This is a genomic window from Pseudomonas sp. MBLB4136 (genome assembly GCF_051904765.1).
Classification (GTDB): domain Bacteria; phylum Pseudomonadota; class Gammaproteobacteria; order Pseudomonadales; family Pseudomonadaceae; genus Aquipseudomonas.
Map to the genome: position 1 here is coordinate 4146852 of NZ_CP196713.1, position 13919 is coordinate 4160770.

Annotated in this window: 13 protein-coding genes and 1 pseudogene; 11 read left to right on the forward strand and 3 right to left on the reverse strand. The window is 67.3% G+C overall.

Annotated elements, in window-relative coordinates; all coding sequences use genetic code 11:
• Positions 1 to 6 precede the first annotated feature (6 nt).
• Positions 7 to 813 (forward strand): glutamate racemase, encoded by an 807-nt coding sequence (murI, locus tag ACSX1D_RS19090; RefSeq protein WP_439859964.1) that lies wholly within the window; start codon positions 7 to 9, stop codon positions 811 to 813.
• A gap of 39 nt (positions 814 to 852) precedes the next feature.
• On the opposite strand, the gene ACSX1D_RS19095 is transcribed toward murI, so the two are convergent.
• Positions 853 to 1314, reverse strand: coding sequence for an Rrf2 family transcriptional regulator (locus ACSX1D_RS19095; RefSeq protein WP_208707169.1), 462 nt, complete (start codon positions 1312 to 1314; stop codon positions 853 to 855).
• A gap of 558 nt (positions 1315 to 1872) precedes the next feature.
• Between ACSX1D_RS19095 and ACSX1D_RS19100 the strand changes: the two genes are divergently transcribed.
• The 5 genes from ACSX1D_RS19100 to ACSX1D_RS19120 all read left to right on the forward strand — a co-directional run bounded on the left by ACSX1D_RS19100 (position 1873) and on the right by ACSX1D_RS19120 (position 8515).
• Positions 1873 to 2958: a TRAP transporter substrate-binding protein gene (locus ACSX1D_RS19100; protein WP_439859965.1), complete on the forward strand. Its 1086-nt coding sequence runs from the start codon at positions 1873 to 1875 to the stop codon at positions 2956 to 2958.
• Between the two features lie 79 nt (positions 2959 to 3037).
• Positions 3038 to 3652 carry a TRAP transporter small permease subunit gene (locus ACSX1D_RS19105; protein ID WP_439859966.1) on the forward strand — a complete coding sequence of 205 codons (615 nt, stop codon included), beginning with the start codon at positions 3038 to 3040 and terminating at the stop codon, positions 3650 to 3652.
• Between the two features lie 16 nt (positions 3653 to 3668).
• A complete protein-coding gene (locus ACSX1D_RS19110; RefSeq protein WP_439859967.1) occupies positions 3669 to 5039 on the forward strand; it encodes a TRAP transporter large permease in 1371 nt (456 codons plus the stop codon).
• A gap of 90 nt (positions 5040 to 5129) precedes the next feature.
• Positions 5130 to 6632 carry a sigma-54 interaction domain-containing protein gene (locus ACSX1D_RS19115; protein WP_439859968.1) on the forward strand — a complete coding sequence of 501 codons (1503 nt, stop codon included), beginning with the start codon at positions 5130 to 5132 and terminating at the stop codon, positions 6630 to 6632.
• 326 nt (positions 6633 to 6958) lie between these two features.
• Positions 6959 to 8515, forward strand: a complete 1557-nt coding sequence (locus tag ACSX1D_RS19120) for an acyl CoA:acetate/3-ketoacid CoA transferase (protein WP_439859969.1) — start codon at positions 6959 to 6961, stop codon at positions 8513 to 8515.
• A gap of 78 nt (positions 8516 to 8593) precedes the next feature.
• Here ACSX1D_RS19120 and ACSX1D_RS19125 read toward each other — a convergent pair.
• Positions 8594 to 8872: pseudogene (locus tag ACSX1D_RS19125) on the reverse strand (arginase family protein); the annotation flags it as partial.
• Between the two features lie 228 nt (positions 8873 to 9100).
• Between ACSX1D_RS19125 and ACSX1D_RS19130 the strand changes: the two are divergent.
• The 5 genes from ACSX1D_RS19130 (at position 9101) to ACSX1D_RS19150 (ending at position 12647) form a co-directional block, all read left to right on the forward strand.
• On the forward strand, positions 9101 to 9700 hold the full coding sequence (locus tag ACSX1D_RS19130) for a TetR/AcrR family transcriptional regulator (RefSeq protein WP_439859970.1): 600 nt from the start codon (positions 9101 to 9103) through the stop codon (positions 9698 to 9700).
• Positions 9690 to 10577 carry an alpha/beta hydrolase family protein gene (locus tag ACSX1D_RS19135; protein ID WP_439859971.1) on the forward strand — a complete coding sequence of 296 codons (888 nt, stop codon included), beginning with the start codon at positions 9690 to 9692 and terminating at the stop codon, positions 10575 to 10577. Before ACSX1D_RS19130 ends, ACSX1D_RS19135 begins: the two co-directional genes overlap by 11 nt.
• A gap of 19 nt (positions 10578 to 10596) precedes the next feature.
• The gene (locus ACSX1D_RS19140) at positions 10597 to 11028 is read left to right on the forward strand and encodes a PaaI family thioesterase (protein WP_439859972.1); all 432 of its coding nucleotides are present in this window, start codon (positions 10597 to 10599) and stop codon (positions 11026 to 11028) included.
• Between the two features lie 103 nt (positions 11029 to 11131).
• A complete protein-coding gene (locus ACSX1D_RS19145) occupies positions 11132 to 11692 on the forward strand; it encodes an NADPH-dependent FMN reductase (RefSeq protein ID WP_439859973.1) in 561 nt (186 codons plus the stop codon).
• Positions 11693 to 11717: 25 nt separating this feature from the next.
• Entirely contained in the window at positions 11718 to 12647 is a 930-nt protein-coding gene (locus ACSX1D_RS19150; protein ID WP_439859974.1) for an ion channel, read from the forward strand.
• Positions 12648 to 12987: 340 nt separating this feature from the next.
• Here the strand turns inward: ACSX1D_RS19150 and ACSX1D_RS19155 are convergent, their stop codons facing one another.
• Positions 12988 to 13905, reverse strand: coding sequence for a LysR family transcriptional regulator (locus tag ACSX1D_RS19155; protein WP_208707178.1), 918 nt, complete (start codon positions 13903 to 13905; stop codon positions 12988 to 12990).
• Positions 13906 to 13919 lie beyond the last annotated feature (14 nt).

Sequence of the window (13919 nt, forward strand, 5' to 3'; positions counted from 1 at the left end):
CGCCCGGTGTCTGCATCCAGGCCGGTTGGCGTACTCGACTCGGGAGTCGGCGGCTTGTCGCTGCTGCGCGACATCCGCCGCGAGCTACCCCATGAAGACCTGCTCTATGTCGCGGATTCCGCCTGTGCCCCCTACGGCGACCGCAGCACCGCCTGGATCGCCAGACGCTCGGCACGAGTCATCGAGTTTCTCGTCGAGCAGGGTTGCAAAGCCGTGGTCATCGCCTGCAACACCATTACCGCGGTGGCCGTCGGCGCGCTGCGCGAGGCCTTCGATGTTCCGATCATCGCCATCGAGCCGGCCATCAAGCCAGCGGTCGCCCTGACCCGCAGCGGGGTGATCGCCGTCATGGCCACCAGCCGCACCCTGCAGAGCGATAGCCTGCACCGGCTGCGCCGCCGCCACGAGGCTGGCGTGGAGGTACTCTTCGTCCCCTGCCCGGGCCTTGCCGACCGGGTCGAGGCCATCGACCTGGACTCGGCGGAGCTGCATGCGCAGCTGCACGCCCTGCTCTCTCCGGCACTGCGCAAGGGCGCCGACACCCTGGTGCTGGGCTGCACCCACTACCCCTTCCTGATCGACAGCATCGCCCGGGTGGCCGGTGCCGGCGTGCGGATCGTCGACCCCTCGCCAGCAGTCGCCGCCGAAGTCAGGAGACGGTTGCAGGAGCAGGGACTGCTCAGGAGTCGAGTCGAACTGGGCATCGATTCGGTCTGGACAAGCGCTGCCACGGACCAGGCCCGCGACACCATAGGCGCGCTATTGGATCAGCGCCTGGAGGTGCGCCAATTGCCGCCACTTGGCCACGATTAAACCAGCCACATTTAATCGACCAAGTGGCGTGAGCAGCTCTTAGACTCGCCCGTGATACTTATCGAGTTCGGGACATCCCCGCTCGCATTCGGAAATACGGCAGGCAATATCGGCGATAGTTACGCCATTGAGTTCCGCTTCCAGTGCGGCCACGGCGCTATTAATCTTTTCCTGCAGCACCGGCGCTATATATTCGCCCACTGCGCAGCCTGAATCAGGCACCGCGTGATGCAGGGTAAACAGCGGCGTCGTCTCCACGGCCCTGAACACGTCGAGCAGGGTGATGCTGCTGGCCGGCCTGGCCAGCAGCGCTCCTCCGCCCTGCCCCAGCTGCGACCTGGAAAAGCCTGCAGTATTGAGCATCGACATGATCCGGCGGATCACCGAGGCATTGGTATTGGCGCTCTTCGCAATGATCTCCGAAGGCAGCGGTTCGTTTTCATGGATGGCTAGGCCAGTGAGTATATGTACCGCTACTGCGAACCGCGTACTGGCAGGCATGTTCTAGTCCCGAAATACAGTTATATAGAAGAATCATTTATGTGGCAGCCCAACTGATTTTTTATATTTGTTCCCGGCCAATCCGCCGAACAATGGAGCATCCAATCCCACTATATAGGTTAGCCATGTAGCGGCGACAGGGCGATGTTCAGCCCCGACAACGCCCCATCGTTTTGCGCCAGGGCGCGGCACCCGCAACGATGCAGGCCGGCATCGCCTGGCGCCATTACAAGTCCATTTTCCTGGATGCCCGTCCAATACCCTGGACCGCGCCATCACTATCCGACCAAAGATGTCTGGCCATCTGGACAGGCCCTGCCGGGCTGTTCGTCCACAGGCCTAGACAGGCGCGGATTAGCCTGAGGCCAGGGGCTCAGGCACAGAACCTGCTTGGTTGGATGCGCTAGACGCCAGAACAACCTCAAGCACAACACTGGCGCTGCCCCTTCGCACTCGGCTGAGCTATGTTCGTTATCTGGCCAGTTTCGCCGACTGTTCGACAGAACGGCGCCAGGGCACCTGCTCACCGGCAGGCACAACAACAAGAAGGAAATCCGTATGTCGATCAAGCAACAGCTCTCTCGCCTCACCTGTGGCATCGGCGCCGCCGCGCTGCTGTCGGCCAGCCTGCTCGCCACGCCGGCGGCGGCCACGGAGAAAGTCCGCTGGCAGGTGCCACTGGCATTCCCCTCGCACCTGGTCGGCCTGGTCTCGCCGGTCAAGCACCTGACCGAATCGCTAAAGACGATCTCCGGCGGCGACATGCAACTGCGCTACTACGAACCCGGCGAGCTGGTCCCGCCGTTCGAGATCATGAATGCGGTGAGCAGCGGCAAGTACCCGGCGGGCTTCACCTGGGTCGGCTATGACCAGGGCACCATCCCCGCCCTGCCGCTCTACTCCGGTGCGCCCTTCAACCTGGAGCCGCCGGCCTACCTGGCCTGGTACTACCAGGGCGACGGCAAGAAGCTGCTCGAGGAGATCTACGCCGAGCACAACATCCACCCGATGCTGTGCAGCATCATCGGTCCCGAGGGCGCCGGCTGGTTCGCCAAGCCGATCACCGACCTGAAGGACTTCGACGGCCTGCGCATCCGCTTCGCCGGCATCGGCGGCAAGGTGCTGGAGAAGCTCGGCGCCTCGGTCACCATGATTCCCGGCGGCGAGATCTACCAGGCGCTGGAACGCAAGACCATCGACGCCACCGAGTTCTCCCAGCCGGCGATCGACAAGATGCTGGGCCTCGACCAGATCATCAAGAACTACATCATGCCGGGCTGGCACCAGACCCTGACCACCTCACACCTGCTGGTCAACCGGGATGTCTGGAACAAGCTCCAGCCGCAAAGCCGCGCGCTGATCGAGATGGGCTGCGAGTCGGCCACCCTCAAGGGCTTCGCCGAGAGCGAGTGGGCGCAGCCGACCGCCCTGGCCGAATACGAGCAGGAAGGGGTGAAGGCCCAGGTGCTGCCCGAGCCGGTGCTGCGTGAGCTGCAGCGGGTGACCAATGAGGTGCTGGACGAGATCGCCGGCCAGGACGCCATGTTCAAGCGTGTGCTGACCAGCCAGCGCGAGTTCATGAAGCACCACGCCACCTGGCACCGCATGGGCTACCTGCCGCGGGACTACTACAAGCAGGACTGATCACTCAGCCCCGAACCTCGACGGGCCCGGCCATGCCGGCGCCCGTCGATTTCCTTTGCTTGCCGAGCCCGAGGTTTCCGTGACTCAGTCCTCCGCTTCTCCCAACCTGCCTGGCGCCCCCGCCAAGCAGGACGCCCTGCCGAATAACCGCCTGTCCTGGCGCCTGGATCGCCTGATCGCCGCCATCGGCCGCGCCACCGCCTGGTTGTGGCTGCTGGTGCTGTTGGTGGTGCTCAGCAACGTCTTCAGCCGCTTCGTCATGGCGCGCGGCTCCATCGGCCTGGAAGAACTGTCCTGGCACCTGTTCGGCGCCGCGATGATGCTCTCGCTGGGCTACGCCGTGGTGCGCGACGATCACGTGCGCGTCGATGTGCTGCGGGAGAAGCTCTCCCTGCGCACCCAGGCCCGCATCGAGCTGCTGGGCATCGCCCTGCTGGCGCTACCGGTGGTCTACCTGATGATCCATACCCTGGTGCCCTACGCCTACACGGCGTTCATCTACCAGGAGCACTCCCAGGCGCCCAGCGGTTTGCCCTACCGCTTCATCTTCAAGAGCGTGCTGCCCCTGGGCCTGATCCTCGTGGCCATCGCCCTGGTCTCACGCGCCTCGCGCTGCAGCACCCTGCTGTTCCAATTCCCCCGGGCCATTCAAACGCCTGCCGATGACCGCAACGGCGGCCATCCGAACCCCTGATCACGAGGCTGAAGTAATGGGTCTGGAAGAAATTCTTGTTATCGCCATGTTCGCCAGCTTCATGGGCCTGCTGCTGCTCGGCTTCCCGGTGGCCTGGTCGCTGGCCGGCATCGGCCTGCTGTTCGCCGTCACCGGCCATGTGCTGGTCGAATATTTCGATGCCGATCTCTGGTTCACCTGGAGCGGTACCATCGGCGTGCTGGATGCGCGCATCTACGGCATCGTTGCCAACGAGCTGATGGTGGCGCTGCCGCTGTTCATCTTCATGGGCATCATGCTCGACCGCTCCGGCATCGCCGAGCGCCTGATGCACAGCCTGGTGCGGGTGCTGGGGCCGCTGCGCGGCGGCTACGCCATCACCGTGGTGATAGTCGGCGTGCTGCTGGCCGCCTCGACCGGTATCGTCGGCGCCTCGGTGGTGCTGCTCGGCATGCTGTCGCTGGGGCCGATGCTGCAGGCCAACTACAACAAGTCGCTGGCCGTCGGCACCGCCTGCTCCGTGGGCACCCTGGGCATCCTCGTACCGCCGAGCATCATGCTGGTGCTGATGGCCGACCGCCTCGGCACCCCGGAGGCCTCGGTCGGCAAGCTGTTCATGGGCGCACTGATTCCCGGGATGATGCTCGGCGCGCTGTACATCCTGTATATCGTCGTCGCCGCCTGGCTGAAGAAGGACTTCGCCCCGGCTCCGAAGGACCGCCAGCCGCTGGACATGCGCGCCCTGCTCGACGTGTTCTGGGCCGTGGTGCCGCCGCTGGCCCTGATCCTGGCGGTGCTCGGCTCGATCTTCTTCGGCATCGCCACCACCACCGAGGCCTCGGCCGTGGGCGCCGCCGGCGCGCTGCTGATGGCCCTGGTCAGCCGCCGCCTGGATTTGGCGGTGCTGCGCGAGGCGCTGTACCAGACCAGCCGCACCACCGCCTTCATCTTCGGCATCTTCATCGGCGCCACGGTGTTCGCCGCGGTGCTGCGCGGCTTGGGTGGCGACGATGTGGTGCGCGCAGCGCTGACCGGCCTGCCCTTCGGCCAGACCGGGGTGCTGCTGACGGTGCTGTTCATCACCTTCCTGCTGGGCTTCTTCCTCGACTGGGTGGAGATCACCCTGATCATCCTGCCGCTGGTGGCGCCGGTGCTGTTCGGCATGGGCGTGGACCCGCTGTGGTTCGCCATCATGTTCGCCCTGTGCCTGCAGACCTCGTTCCTCACCCCGCCGGTGGGCTTCGCCCTGTTCTACATCAAGGGCGTGTGCCCGCCGGGCATCACCACCCGCGACATTTACCTGGGCGTCATGCCGTACATCGCCCTGCAGCTGCTCGCCCTGGCCCTGGTGTTCTGGTTCCAGCCGCTGGCCACCTGGCTGCCCAACGAGGTGTACGGCGGGCCTTGAGTCCCTGCCGCTGCGCCACCGGCGCGCCTTGCCTCGGCGGCGCGCCGGCTTCCATAATCGGCCCCACCCTTTACCGGACACCCTGCTGCCATGGCCATATCCCACGGCGACCTCGATGAACACGGGCTGATTGTCGGCGTCTCCCCGGAGCGCTTTCGCGCCGTGGCCATGCCGCTGCTGTTCGATCACCTCAACGCCCAGTGCGAAGGCACCATCGCGGTCAATCGCCAGGCCCGCATCGTCTGGATCAACGACAAGTACGCCGAGAAACTCGGCGTCGGCGACCCGCGCAGCGTACTCGGCAAGGACATCGAGCAGGTGCTGCCGGCCAGCCGCCTGCGCGAGGTGGTGGAGAGCGGCCAGCCGAGCGTGCTCGACCTGATGGCCTTCGGCGATGAACACTTCGTGGTCACCCGCATCCCGCTGCGCGACGAGGATGGCACCCTGGTCGGCGCCCTGGGCTTCGTGCTGTTCGACCGCGCCCGCCACCTCAAACCCCTGATGGCCAAGTACAGCAGCCTGCAGAACCAGCTGCTCGCCACCCAGCACGAGCTGGCCAAAGCGCGCCGCGCCCGCTACACCATCGCCGGCTTCATCGGCAGCAGCGCCGCCGCCGGCGAAGTCAAGCGCCAGGCCCGGCGTGCCGCGCAACTCGACGCCACGGTGCTGCTGCGCGGCGAGACCGGCACCGGCAAGGAGCTGCTGGCCCAGGGCATCCACAACCTGTCGCCACGGGCCAACGGCCCCTTCGTCGCGGTCAATGTCGCGGCGATTCCCGAGTCCCTGGTCGAGGCCGAGCTGTTCGGCACCGCCCCCGGCGCCTTCACCGGCGCCGACCGCAAGGCGCGCATCGGCAAGTTCGAGGCGGCCAACGGCGGCACCCTGTTCCTCGACGAGATCGGCGACCTGCCCCTGCCCCTGCAAGCCAAGCTGCTGCGCGTGCTGCAGGAACAGGAGGTCGAGCCGCTGGGTTCCAACCAGGTCAAGCCGCTCAACGTGCGGGTGGTCGCCGCCACCCATATCGACCTGGAAGCCAAGGTCGCCGCCGGCCAGTTCCGCGATGACCTCTACTACCGCCTCAACGTGCTGGCCCTGCATGTGCCGCCGCTGCGCGAGCGCCGCGAGGACATCCCGGCGCTGGTCGAATACCTGCTCGACGACATCGCCAACCGCTCCGGCCAGCCGCCCATGGAGCTGAGCCCGCAAGCCCTGGCCCTGCTCAGCGCGCAGCCCTGGCGCGGCAACGTGCGCGAGTTGCGCAACCTGCTGGAGCGGGCGCAACTGGCAGCCGATACCTCGTTGCTGGAGGCCGCACAGATTATCCCGCTGCTGGCTACGCCGACTGCCCCGCCCGCGGCACCGATAGCGGCGCCGGCAGCACCCGCCGCCACCAGCCCGGTGGACACTGCCGCCGACCCGGCAGACTTGCGCGTACCGCCGCTGGCACAGAGCATCGCCAACGCCGAGCGCGAGGCGCTGCTGCGGGCCCTGGAGGCCTGCGCCGGCAATCGCCGGCGCGCCGCCGTCGAACTCGGCATCTCCCGCGCCAGCCTCTACAGCAAACTGCAACAGCACGGCCTGTCCCAGCGCTGAGCCAGCGCGCAACGTCCAGCACCCTGGACAGCCTGGCGCCACGCGGGCCACACGCCTGCACATGTCCAACATTTCAGACAGCCTGCACCGCCCGCTGCTACGCGGCCGGCGAGTGCCGCGCCCGGCCCAGCCGCCTGCGACGACACGTGCACGCCTCTGCGCCGTTCTGGCACGGCTTTCGCTCTGCAACCCGCAGGCCTGTTTCGCCGCGTCCCGTGCGCCGCGCAGGGACCAGAACAAAAACAAGAGGAAGGCTGGCCGCCGCCGCTATCGCTGGCGGTCACCGGGCGCTTTAAGCCGCCCCACCTCGCAGACGAGTACCTGCCATGAGCAAGATCATGACTGCCGCCGCCGCCGTGGCGCGCATCCCGGACAACGCCAACCTGGCCACCGGCGGCTTCGTCGGCATCGGCTTCGCCGAGGCCATCGCCATCGCCCTGGAGCAGCGCTTCCTCGCCGAGCAGGCGCCCCGCGACCTGACCCTGGTGTATGCCGCCGGGCAAGGCGACGGCAAGGGCCGCGGCCTCAACCACCTGGCCCACGAGGGGCTGGTGCGGCGGGTGATCGGCGGCCACTGGGGGCTGGTGCCGGGCCTGCAGAAGCTGGCGGTGGACAACCGCATCGAGGCCTACAACCTGCCCCAGGGGGTGATCTCCCAGCTGTTCCGCGACATCGCCGCGGGCAAGCCGGGCCAGCTGTCCCGGGTCGGCCTGGGCACCTTCGTCGACCCCGAGTTCGGCGGCGGCAAGCTCAACGCCCGCACCACCACCGAACTGGTGCGGCGCATGCCGATCGATGGGCAGGACTACCTGTTCTACCCGACCTTTCCGATCCAGGTCGGGGTGATCCGCGCCACCAGCGCAGACGCCGACGGCAACCTCAGCTTCGAGCGCGAGGCGCTGACCATCGAGAGCCTGGCCATCGCCATGGCCGCGCACAACTCCGGCGGCCTGGTGATCGCCCAGGTCGAGCGCATCGTCGAGCGCGGCTCACTGAAGGCACGCGAGGTGAAGGTCCCCGGCATCCTGGTCGACTGCGTGGTGGTCGCCGCCCCCGAGCACCACCAGCAGACCTTCGCCACCGCCTACAATCCGGCCTTCGCCGCCGAGATCCGGGTGCCGGTGGACAGCCTGGCCCCCATGCCACTGGAGGTGCGCAAGCTGATCGCCCGCCGCGCCGCCCTGGAATTGCGCGCCGGCGCCGTGGTCAACCTCGGCATCGGCATGCCCGAGGGGGTCGCCGCGGTCGCCGCCGAGGAAGGGGTGATCGACCTGCTGACCCTCACCGCCGAACCCGGGGTGATCGGCGGGGTGCCGGCCTCGGGCCTGGACTTCGGCGCGGCGAGCAACCACAGCGCGCTGATCGACCAGCCCTACCAGTTCGACTTCTACGACGGCGGCGGCCTCGACCTGGCCTTCCTCGGCCTGGCCCAGGCCGATGCCGCCGGCAACCTCAACGTCTCGCGCTTCGGCTCACGCCTGTCCGGGGCCGGCGGTTTCATCAACATCAGCCAGAACGCCAAGCAGGTGGTGTTCGTCGGCACCTTCAGCGCCGGCCAGCAGGACATCCGCATCGAAGACGGCCAGCTGCGCATCGTCCAGGACGGCGAGCTGCGCAAGTTCGTCGCCGAGGTGGAGCACCGCACCTTCGCCGGCCGCCTGGCTGCCGAACGTGGCCAGCCGGTGCTGTACGTCACCGAGCGCTGCGTGTTCGCCCTGACGGTGGAGGGGCTGGAACTGATCGAGATCGCCCCCGGCGTGGACCTGCAGCGCGACATCCTCGCGCGCATGGATTTTCGCCCCATCGTCCGCGAGCCCAGGCTGATGGACGCGCGCCTGTTCCAGCCGACGCCCATTGGCCTGCGGCAGAGCTTGACCCCGTAGACGACAGGCATCGGTTGGCGTGAATGGCGGGCCTGCGGGCCCGCCTTTTTTACCGCCCCGGACCGGCCCTGGCTGCGTTCAGCGCCCGGCCAGCTTGTGCCGCGCCGCATACAGACAAATCATCTCCATCGCCAGGGTGGCACCCGCCAGGGCGGTCACCTCGGCGTTGTCGTAGGGCGGCGCCACCTCCACCACATCCATGCCGACCAGGTTGATCCCGCGCAGCCCCCGCAGGATTTCCAGGGCCTGGTGGCTGGACAGGCCGCCGCACACCGGGGTGCCGGTGCCCGGGGCGAAGGCCGGGTCCAGACAGTCGATGTCGAAGGTCAGGTACACCGGGTAATCGCCGACCCTGGCGCTGCTGTCGGAGCGCTACGGCTTTACCGTGCAGTTCCACCTGGCCAGCCACCGCGGCCGCCAACCGAGCGAAGCGCAACAGGCGTTCGAGACCGACCTGCTGGCCGCCTTCGCCTGAGACACAGCGGCACGCCGCCCCCGCCATCCACCACCCGCGACCGATTCAGCCGCCCATTCGGCACATCCATCGCTTTCGCAAATTAAACCGACCGGTCTAAATATACCCCCATGAATACGACAACCCGCTCCACTCGCGACCGACTGATCGTGGCCATGGCCGACACCCTGCAACGCAAGGGGCTGCATGGCGCCGGCCTGAACGAACTCCTGGCCCAGGCGCAGGCGCCCAAGGGCAGCCTCTATCACCACTTTCCCGGCGGCAAGACCGAGCTGGCGGTGGCGGCCATCGAGCACATCGGCCGGCGTATCGACGGTTTCTTCGCCCAGCTGTTCCGCGAACACCCTGATCCGTTGCAGGCCATGCAGCGTTGGCTGGACAACACCCTGCAGCAACTGGAAAGCAGCCGTTTCGAGCGCGGCTGCCCCCTGGCCACCGTGGCCCTGGAAAGCGGCCCGGAAGACGTCGAGATCCGCGCCGCCCTGGCTGACTGCTTTACCCGCCTGCGCCAGGCCCTCAGCGCGCAGCTGCAGGGCGTCGGCTTCGCCGGCGACAGCGCCGAGGGTTTCGCCGACCTGTTTGTCTCGCTCTACGAAGGCGGTCTGTTGCAGGCCCGGGTGGCCGGCAGCTGCGAGCCGTTGCAACGCGCCTGCCAGGCGCTTTTCCAGCTGATCCGGCACTACCCACGGGAGGCCCAGAATGACCAGTGACGCCCCGACCATCGACCGCGAAGAATTGGCCCTCAAGGCTCGCGACGGCTACCCATTGCGCGCGGCGCTGTACCACGCCCCGACACCCCGCGCCCGCCTGCTGATCGGCGGCGCCACCGGCGTACCCCAGGGTTTCTACCGGCGCTTCGCCGAGCACGCCGCACGGCGCGGCTTCACCACCCTCAGCGTCGACTACCGCGGCATCGGCCAGTCCAAGCCGGCGCAGCTGCGCGGCTTCACCATGGACTACCTCGACTGGGCCAACCACGACCTGGCCGCCGCCCTCGACCAGCTGCACGGCGACGACCTGCCCACCTTCATGGTCGGCCATTCCTACGGCGGCCACGCCTTCGGCCTGCTGCCCGGGCACGAGCGGGTCAGCGGCTTCTACACCTTCGGCACCGGCGCCGGTTGGCACGGCTGGATGCCGCCACTGGAACGGCTGCGGGTGCAGCTGATGTGGAACCTGATCGGCCCAGTGATCGTGCGCAGCAAGGGCTATCTGGCCTGGAGCAAGCTGGGCATGGGCGAAGACCTGCCGCTCGGCGTGTACCGGCAGTGGAAGCGCTGGTGCCACTACCCGCGCTATTTCTTCGACGACCCGCAACAACGCCACCTGGCCGCACGCTTTGCCAGCGTGCGCACGCCGATCGTCGCCGCCAATACCCTCGACGACCTGTGGGCTCCACCCGCGTCACGCGATGCCTTCATGGCCGCCTACAGCGCCGCCCCCTATCAGGCCCGCACCATCGACTCGCACGCCGAGGGCCTCGGTGCCATCGGCCACATGGGCTACTTCCGCAGCCACGCCAGCGCGCTGTGGGACGAAGCCCTCGACTGGTTCGCGCAACTTCAATCCACCCGCCGCGCCGCCTGAACGGCCCTGGAGACCCTCGATGAACCCACAGCAGATGAACGGGCTGGAGCTTATGCAAGCCCTCGCCGCCGGCCACCTCCCCATGCCCAACATGGCCAAGACCATGCCCATGACCATGGAATCAGCCGAGCCCAACCGTGTGGTCTTCGCGGTCACCGCCGACGAGCGCCACGCCAATCCCATGGGCGGCGTGCACGGCGGTTTCGCCGCCACCGTACTCGACTCGGTGACCGCCTGCGCTACCCATACCATTCTGCCGGCCGGCGTGAGCTATGGCACCATCGAGCTGAACGTGAAGATGTGCAAGGCCATCCCCTTCAACCGCACGCTGCGCGCCGAAGGCAAGGTGGTCAACGCCAGCTCGCGCCTGGTGATCTCCGAAGGCAACATCCGCGACGAAGCTGGCACGCTCTACGCCTATGGCACCGCCACCTGCATGATCCTGCGCTAAGGGCCCGGGAGGGCTCAGCCCGGGACCGGCCCGGAGCAGCCGGGCGGCCACTGCACTATAGTTTTCAGCTCAGCCCTTTCTGGACACGGGTCCGGGAGTTCGCATGAGCAAGGTTCATCGCGTCGCCGTGCTGGTCGGCAGCCTGCGCAAGGCCTCGATCAATCGCAGGCTGGCCCTGGCGCTGGCCGAACTGGCCCCGGCTACGCTGCAGCTGGAGCTGGTCGAAATCGGCGACCTGCCGCTGTACAACGAAGATATCGACGGCGACCAGCCGCCCCAGGCCTATAGCGCCTTCCGCAGCAAGCTCAAGGCGGCCGATGCCGTGCTGTTCGTCACCCCGGAATACAACCGTTCGATACCGGCGCCGATGAAGAATGCCATCGACGTCGCCTCGCGCCCGCGCGGTCAGTGCGGCTTCAGCGGCAAACCGGGGGCGGTGCTCAGTGCCTCGCCGGGCAAGGTGGGCGGCTTCGGCGCCAACCAGCATCTGCGTCAGGCCATGGTGTCGCTCGACGTGCGCCTGATGCTGGTGCCGGAAGCCTACCTCGGCGGCGCCGGCAGCTTCTTCGGCGAGGACCACCGGCTCGACGCGGACATCCAGGCGCTCCTGCAGAAGTTCATCGACGCCTTTGCACAGTGGGTGCAGCGGCACAGCGCGACCTGAGCCCGGGCCCCTGGAACGCCGGCACATGGCCGCGACGCAGTACGAGGAAAGCTTCTGGCTGGACGCCAACCAGGACAAGCGCCAGCTCGACGAGCTCTGCGCCGCCCTGGAGCTACGCGCCCGCAGCGGCCGGCCGATGTCGGGCTTCCAGCTCAAGGGCGCGAGCCTCAGCGGCGTCAACCTGGTCAACCACGGCGGCCACCACGGCTACATCCTCAGCAACGCCGACCTGTACCGCGCCGATTTGCAGAACGCCCACCTGTTCGCCCTCGACCTGCGCGGCAGCTCCCTGATGAAGGCCGACCTGCGCCACGCCAACCTGCACTGCGCCGACCTGCGCGACTGCAACCTGCTCGGCGTGCGCCTGGACGGCGCCCGCCTGGACAACGTGATCTGGGACCGGCAACTGCTACAGGAACGCAAGGGCCGCGAGCTGTACCACCGGGGCAACACCGCGGCCGCCCTGGAGCTCTTCCAGGAAGCCGAGGAGACCTACCGCAACCTGCGCCTGCACCTGGAGCGCGCCGGGCTGTTCGAGCAGGCGGGGCTGTTCTTTCACCGCGAGATGGTCGTTCGCCGCCTGCAACTGCCGCGCTACTCCGGGCAGCGCCTGCTGTCCTGGCTGGTCGACCTGTTCAGCGGCTACGGCGAGAAGCCGCTCAACGTGGTGCTATTTTCCCTCGGGCTGATCGGCCTCTGCGGCCTGCTGTACTTCCTGGTCGGGGTCGAGCAGGGCGGCCAGCGTCTCGGCCTGGATCTCGACCATGGCCTGCTGGCCAACCTCATGGACCTGCTCGGCTGCCTGTACTTCAGCGTGGTCACCTTCACCACCCTGGGCTACGGCGACATCAGCCCCCATGGCCTGGCGCGCCCGCTCGCCGCCTTCGAGGCCTTCGTTGGCAGTTTCACCATGGCGCTGTTCGTGGTGGTGTTCGTGAAGAAGATGACCCGCTAGCACGCGAAGCGCCGAGGTCTGCCGCGGATCGGCCACTTGAGACTGGCTTTTGCGAACGCAGAAAAAAGAAAACCCCGCTTGAGCGGGGCCTTTGCAGACTGAGTCCTGACATCCGTGATCCGCACACCGTCCTGGTGGCAATCCTGCGTGTCCCTGTAGGTAGGTTTGCGCTTCCTGCGCGACGTCCATGGCTTGCAGATTACTCCCGCTCAGAAAGGGGCAGTAGTGGCAATCTGCAGCACGCGCTGTAAGCCAAAACCTACATTCGCCGCCGGGTCACCGCGGTCCTGGGTACACACCCTGCACGAGCGAAAACAGCGGAGTACCCCGGCGTACCTGCTCACTTCGGACGATCACCCAATGAGGTGTAGCCGGGCCATTGGCGTAGCAGGGTGTCGACGAACTTCTCCGCTGCAGGCGAGAGCGACGAACCGTGCCGCCGAACCAGGCCCAGCGTGCGGCTGATGACCGGATCCACCAGCGGCAGCTGGACGAGGATCGGGTGGTCCTCGGCGGGCATGGCCAGGCTGGGCAGGGCCGCAACGCCCAGGCCGGCCTCGACCATGCCCAGCGAGGTCGACAGGTGCTGCACCTCGTAGAACCAGCTGGGGCGCCAGTCCAGGTTGGCCAGACCGTGGTCCAGCAACACCCGGTTGCCGCTCAGGCGGCCGACGCCGATCAGCCGGTAGTCACTGAGCTCGCGCCAGGCCACCTGGGGCTGGTTGGCCAGCGGGTGGTCGCGGCGGCAGGCCAGCACGAAGGGTTCGTTCACCAGCGGGGTGAAGTCGATCTCGGCGCTCTGGCCACTGAGCATGTTGATGCCGAAATCCGCCTCGCCGCGCAGCACCGCCTCCAGCCCCTCGTGGGCACTGAGGTCGAGGATGCGGATGCGGATCTTCGGATACTGGCGGTTGAACTCGCGGATCACCGTCGGCAGGAAGTAGAAGGCCGCGGTGGGAATGCAGGCGAGCGTCACCTGCCCAGACTGCCGCTCCGCCAGCTCCTGAATACCCAGGATAGAACGCTCGAAGTCATCCAGCAGGCGCTGCGCCTTGGGCAGAAAGTCGCGCCCCACGGCGGTCAGGCTGACGCGTCGCGTGGTCCGGTCGAGCAACTGGGTGCCCAGCCCCTCTTCCAGCTTCTGCATGCGCCGGGTCAACGCCGGCTGCGACAGGTGAATGGCATTGGCCGCTTCGTGAAAGCTGCCCAGCTCGGCGATTTTCACGAAGGCGCGCAGGTCCTGCAGCTCGTAATTCATGCACCACCTTTATT

Bases quoted from the DNA above. Each gene is read 5' to 3' on its own strand.
- ACSX1D_RS19095 (WP_208707169.1), bottom strand. From the start codon at position 1,314: ATGCCTGCCAGTACGCGGTTCGCAGTAGCGGTACATATACTCACTGGC.
- ACSX1D_RS19100 (WP_439859965.1), top strand. From the start codon at position 1,873: ATGTCGATCAAGCAACAGCTCTCTCGCCTCACCTGTGGCATCGGCGCC.
- ACSX1D_RS19110 (WP_439859967.1), top strand. From the start codon at position 3,669: ATGGGTCTGGAAGAAATTCTTGTTATCGCCATGTTCGCCAGCTTCATG.
- ACSX1D_RS19115 (WP_439859968.1), top strand. From the start codon at position 5,130: ATGGCCATATCCCACGGCGACCTCGATGAACACGGGCTGATTGTCGGC.
- ACSX1D_RS19120 (WP_439859969.1), top strand. From the start codon at position 6,959: ATGAGCAAGATCATGACTGCCGCCGCCGCCGTGGCGCGCATCCCGGAC.
- ACSX1D_RS19130 (WP_439859970.1), top strand. From the start codon at position 9,101: ATGAATACGACAACCCGCTCCACTCGCGACCGACTGATCGTGGCCATG.
- ACSX1D_RS19135 (WP_439859971.1), top strand. From the start codon at position 9,690: ATGACCAGTGACGCCCCGACCATCGACCGCGAAGAATTGGCCCTCAAG.
- ACSX1D_RS19140 (WP_439859972.1), top strand. From the start codon at position 10,597: ATGAACCCACAGCAGATGAACGGGCTGGAGCTTATGCAAGCCCTCGCC.
- ACSX1D_RS19145 (WP_439859973.1), top strand. From the start codon at position 11,132: ATGAGCAAGGTTCATCGCGTCGCCGTGCTGGTCGGCAGCCTGCGCAAG.
- ACSX1D_RS19150 (WP_439859974.1), top strand. From the start codon at position 11,718: ATGGCCGCGACGCAGTACGAGGAAAGCTTCTGGCTGGACGCCAACCAG.
- ACSX1D_RS19155 (WP_208707178.1), bottom strand. From the start codon at position 13,905: ATGAATTACGAGCTGCAGGACCTGCGCGCCTTCGTGAAAATCGCCGAG.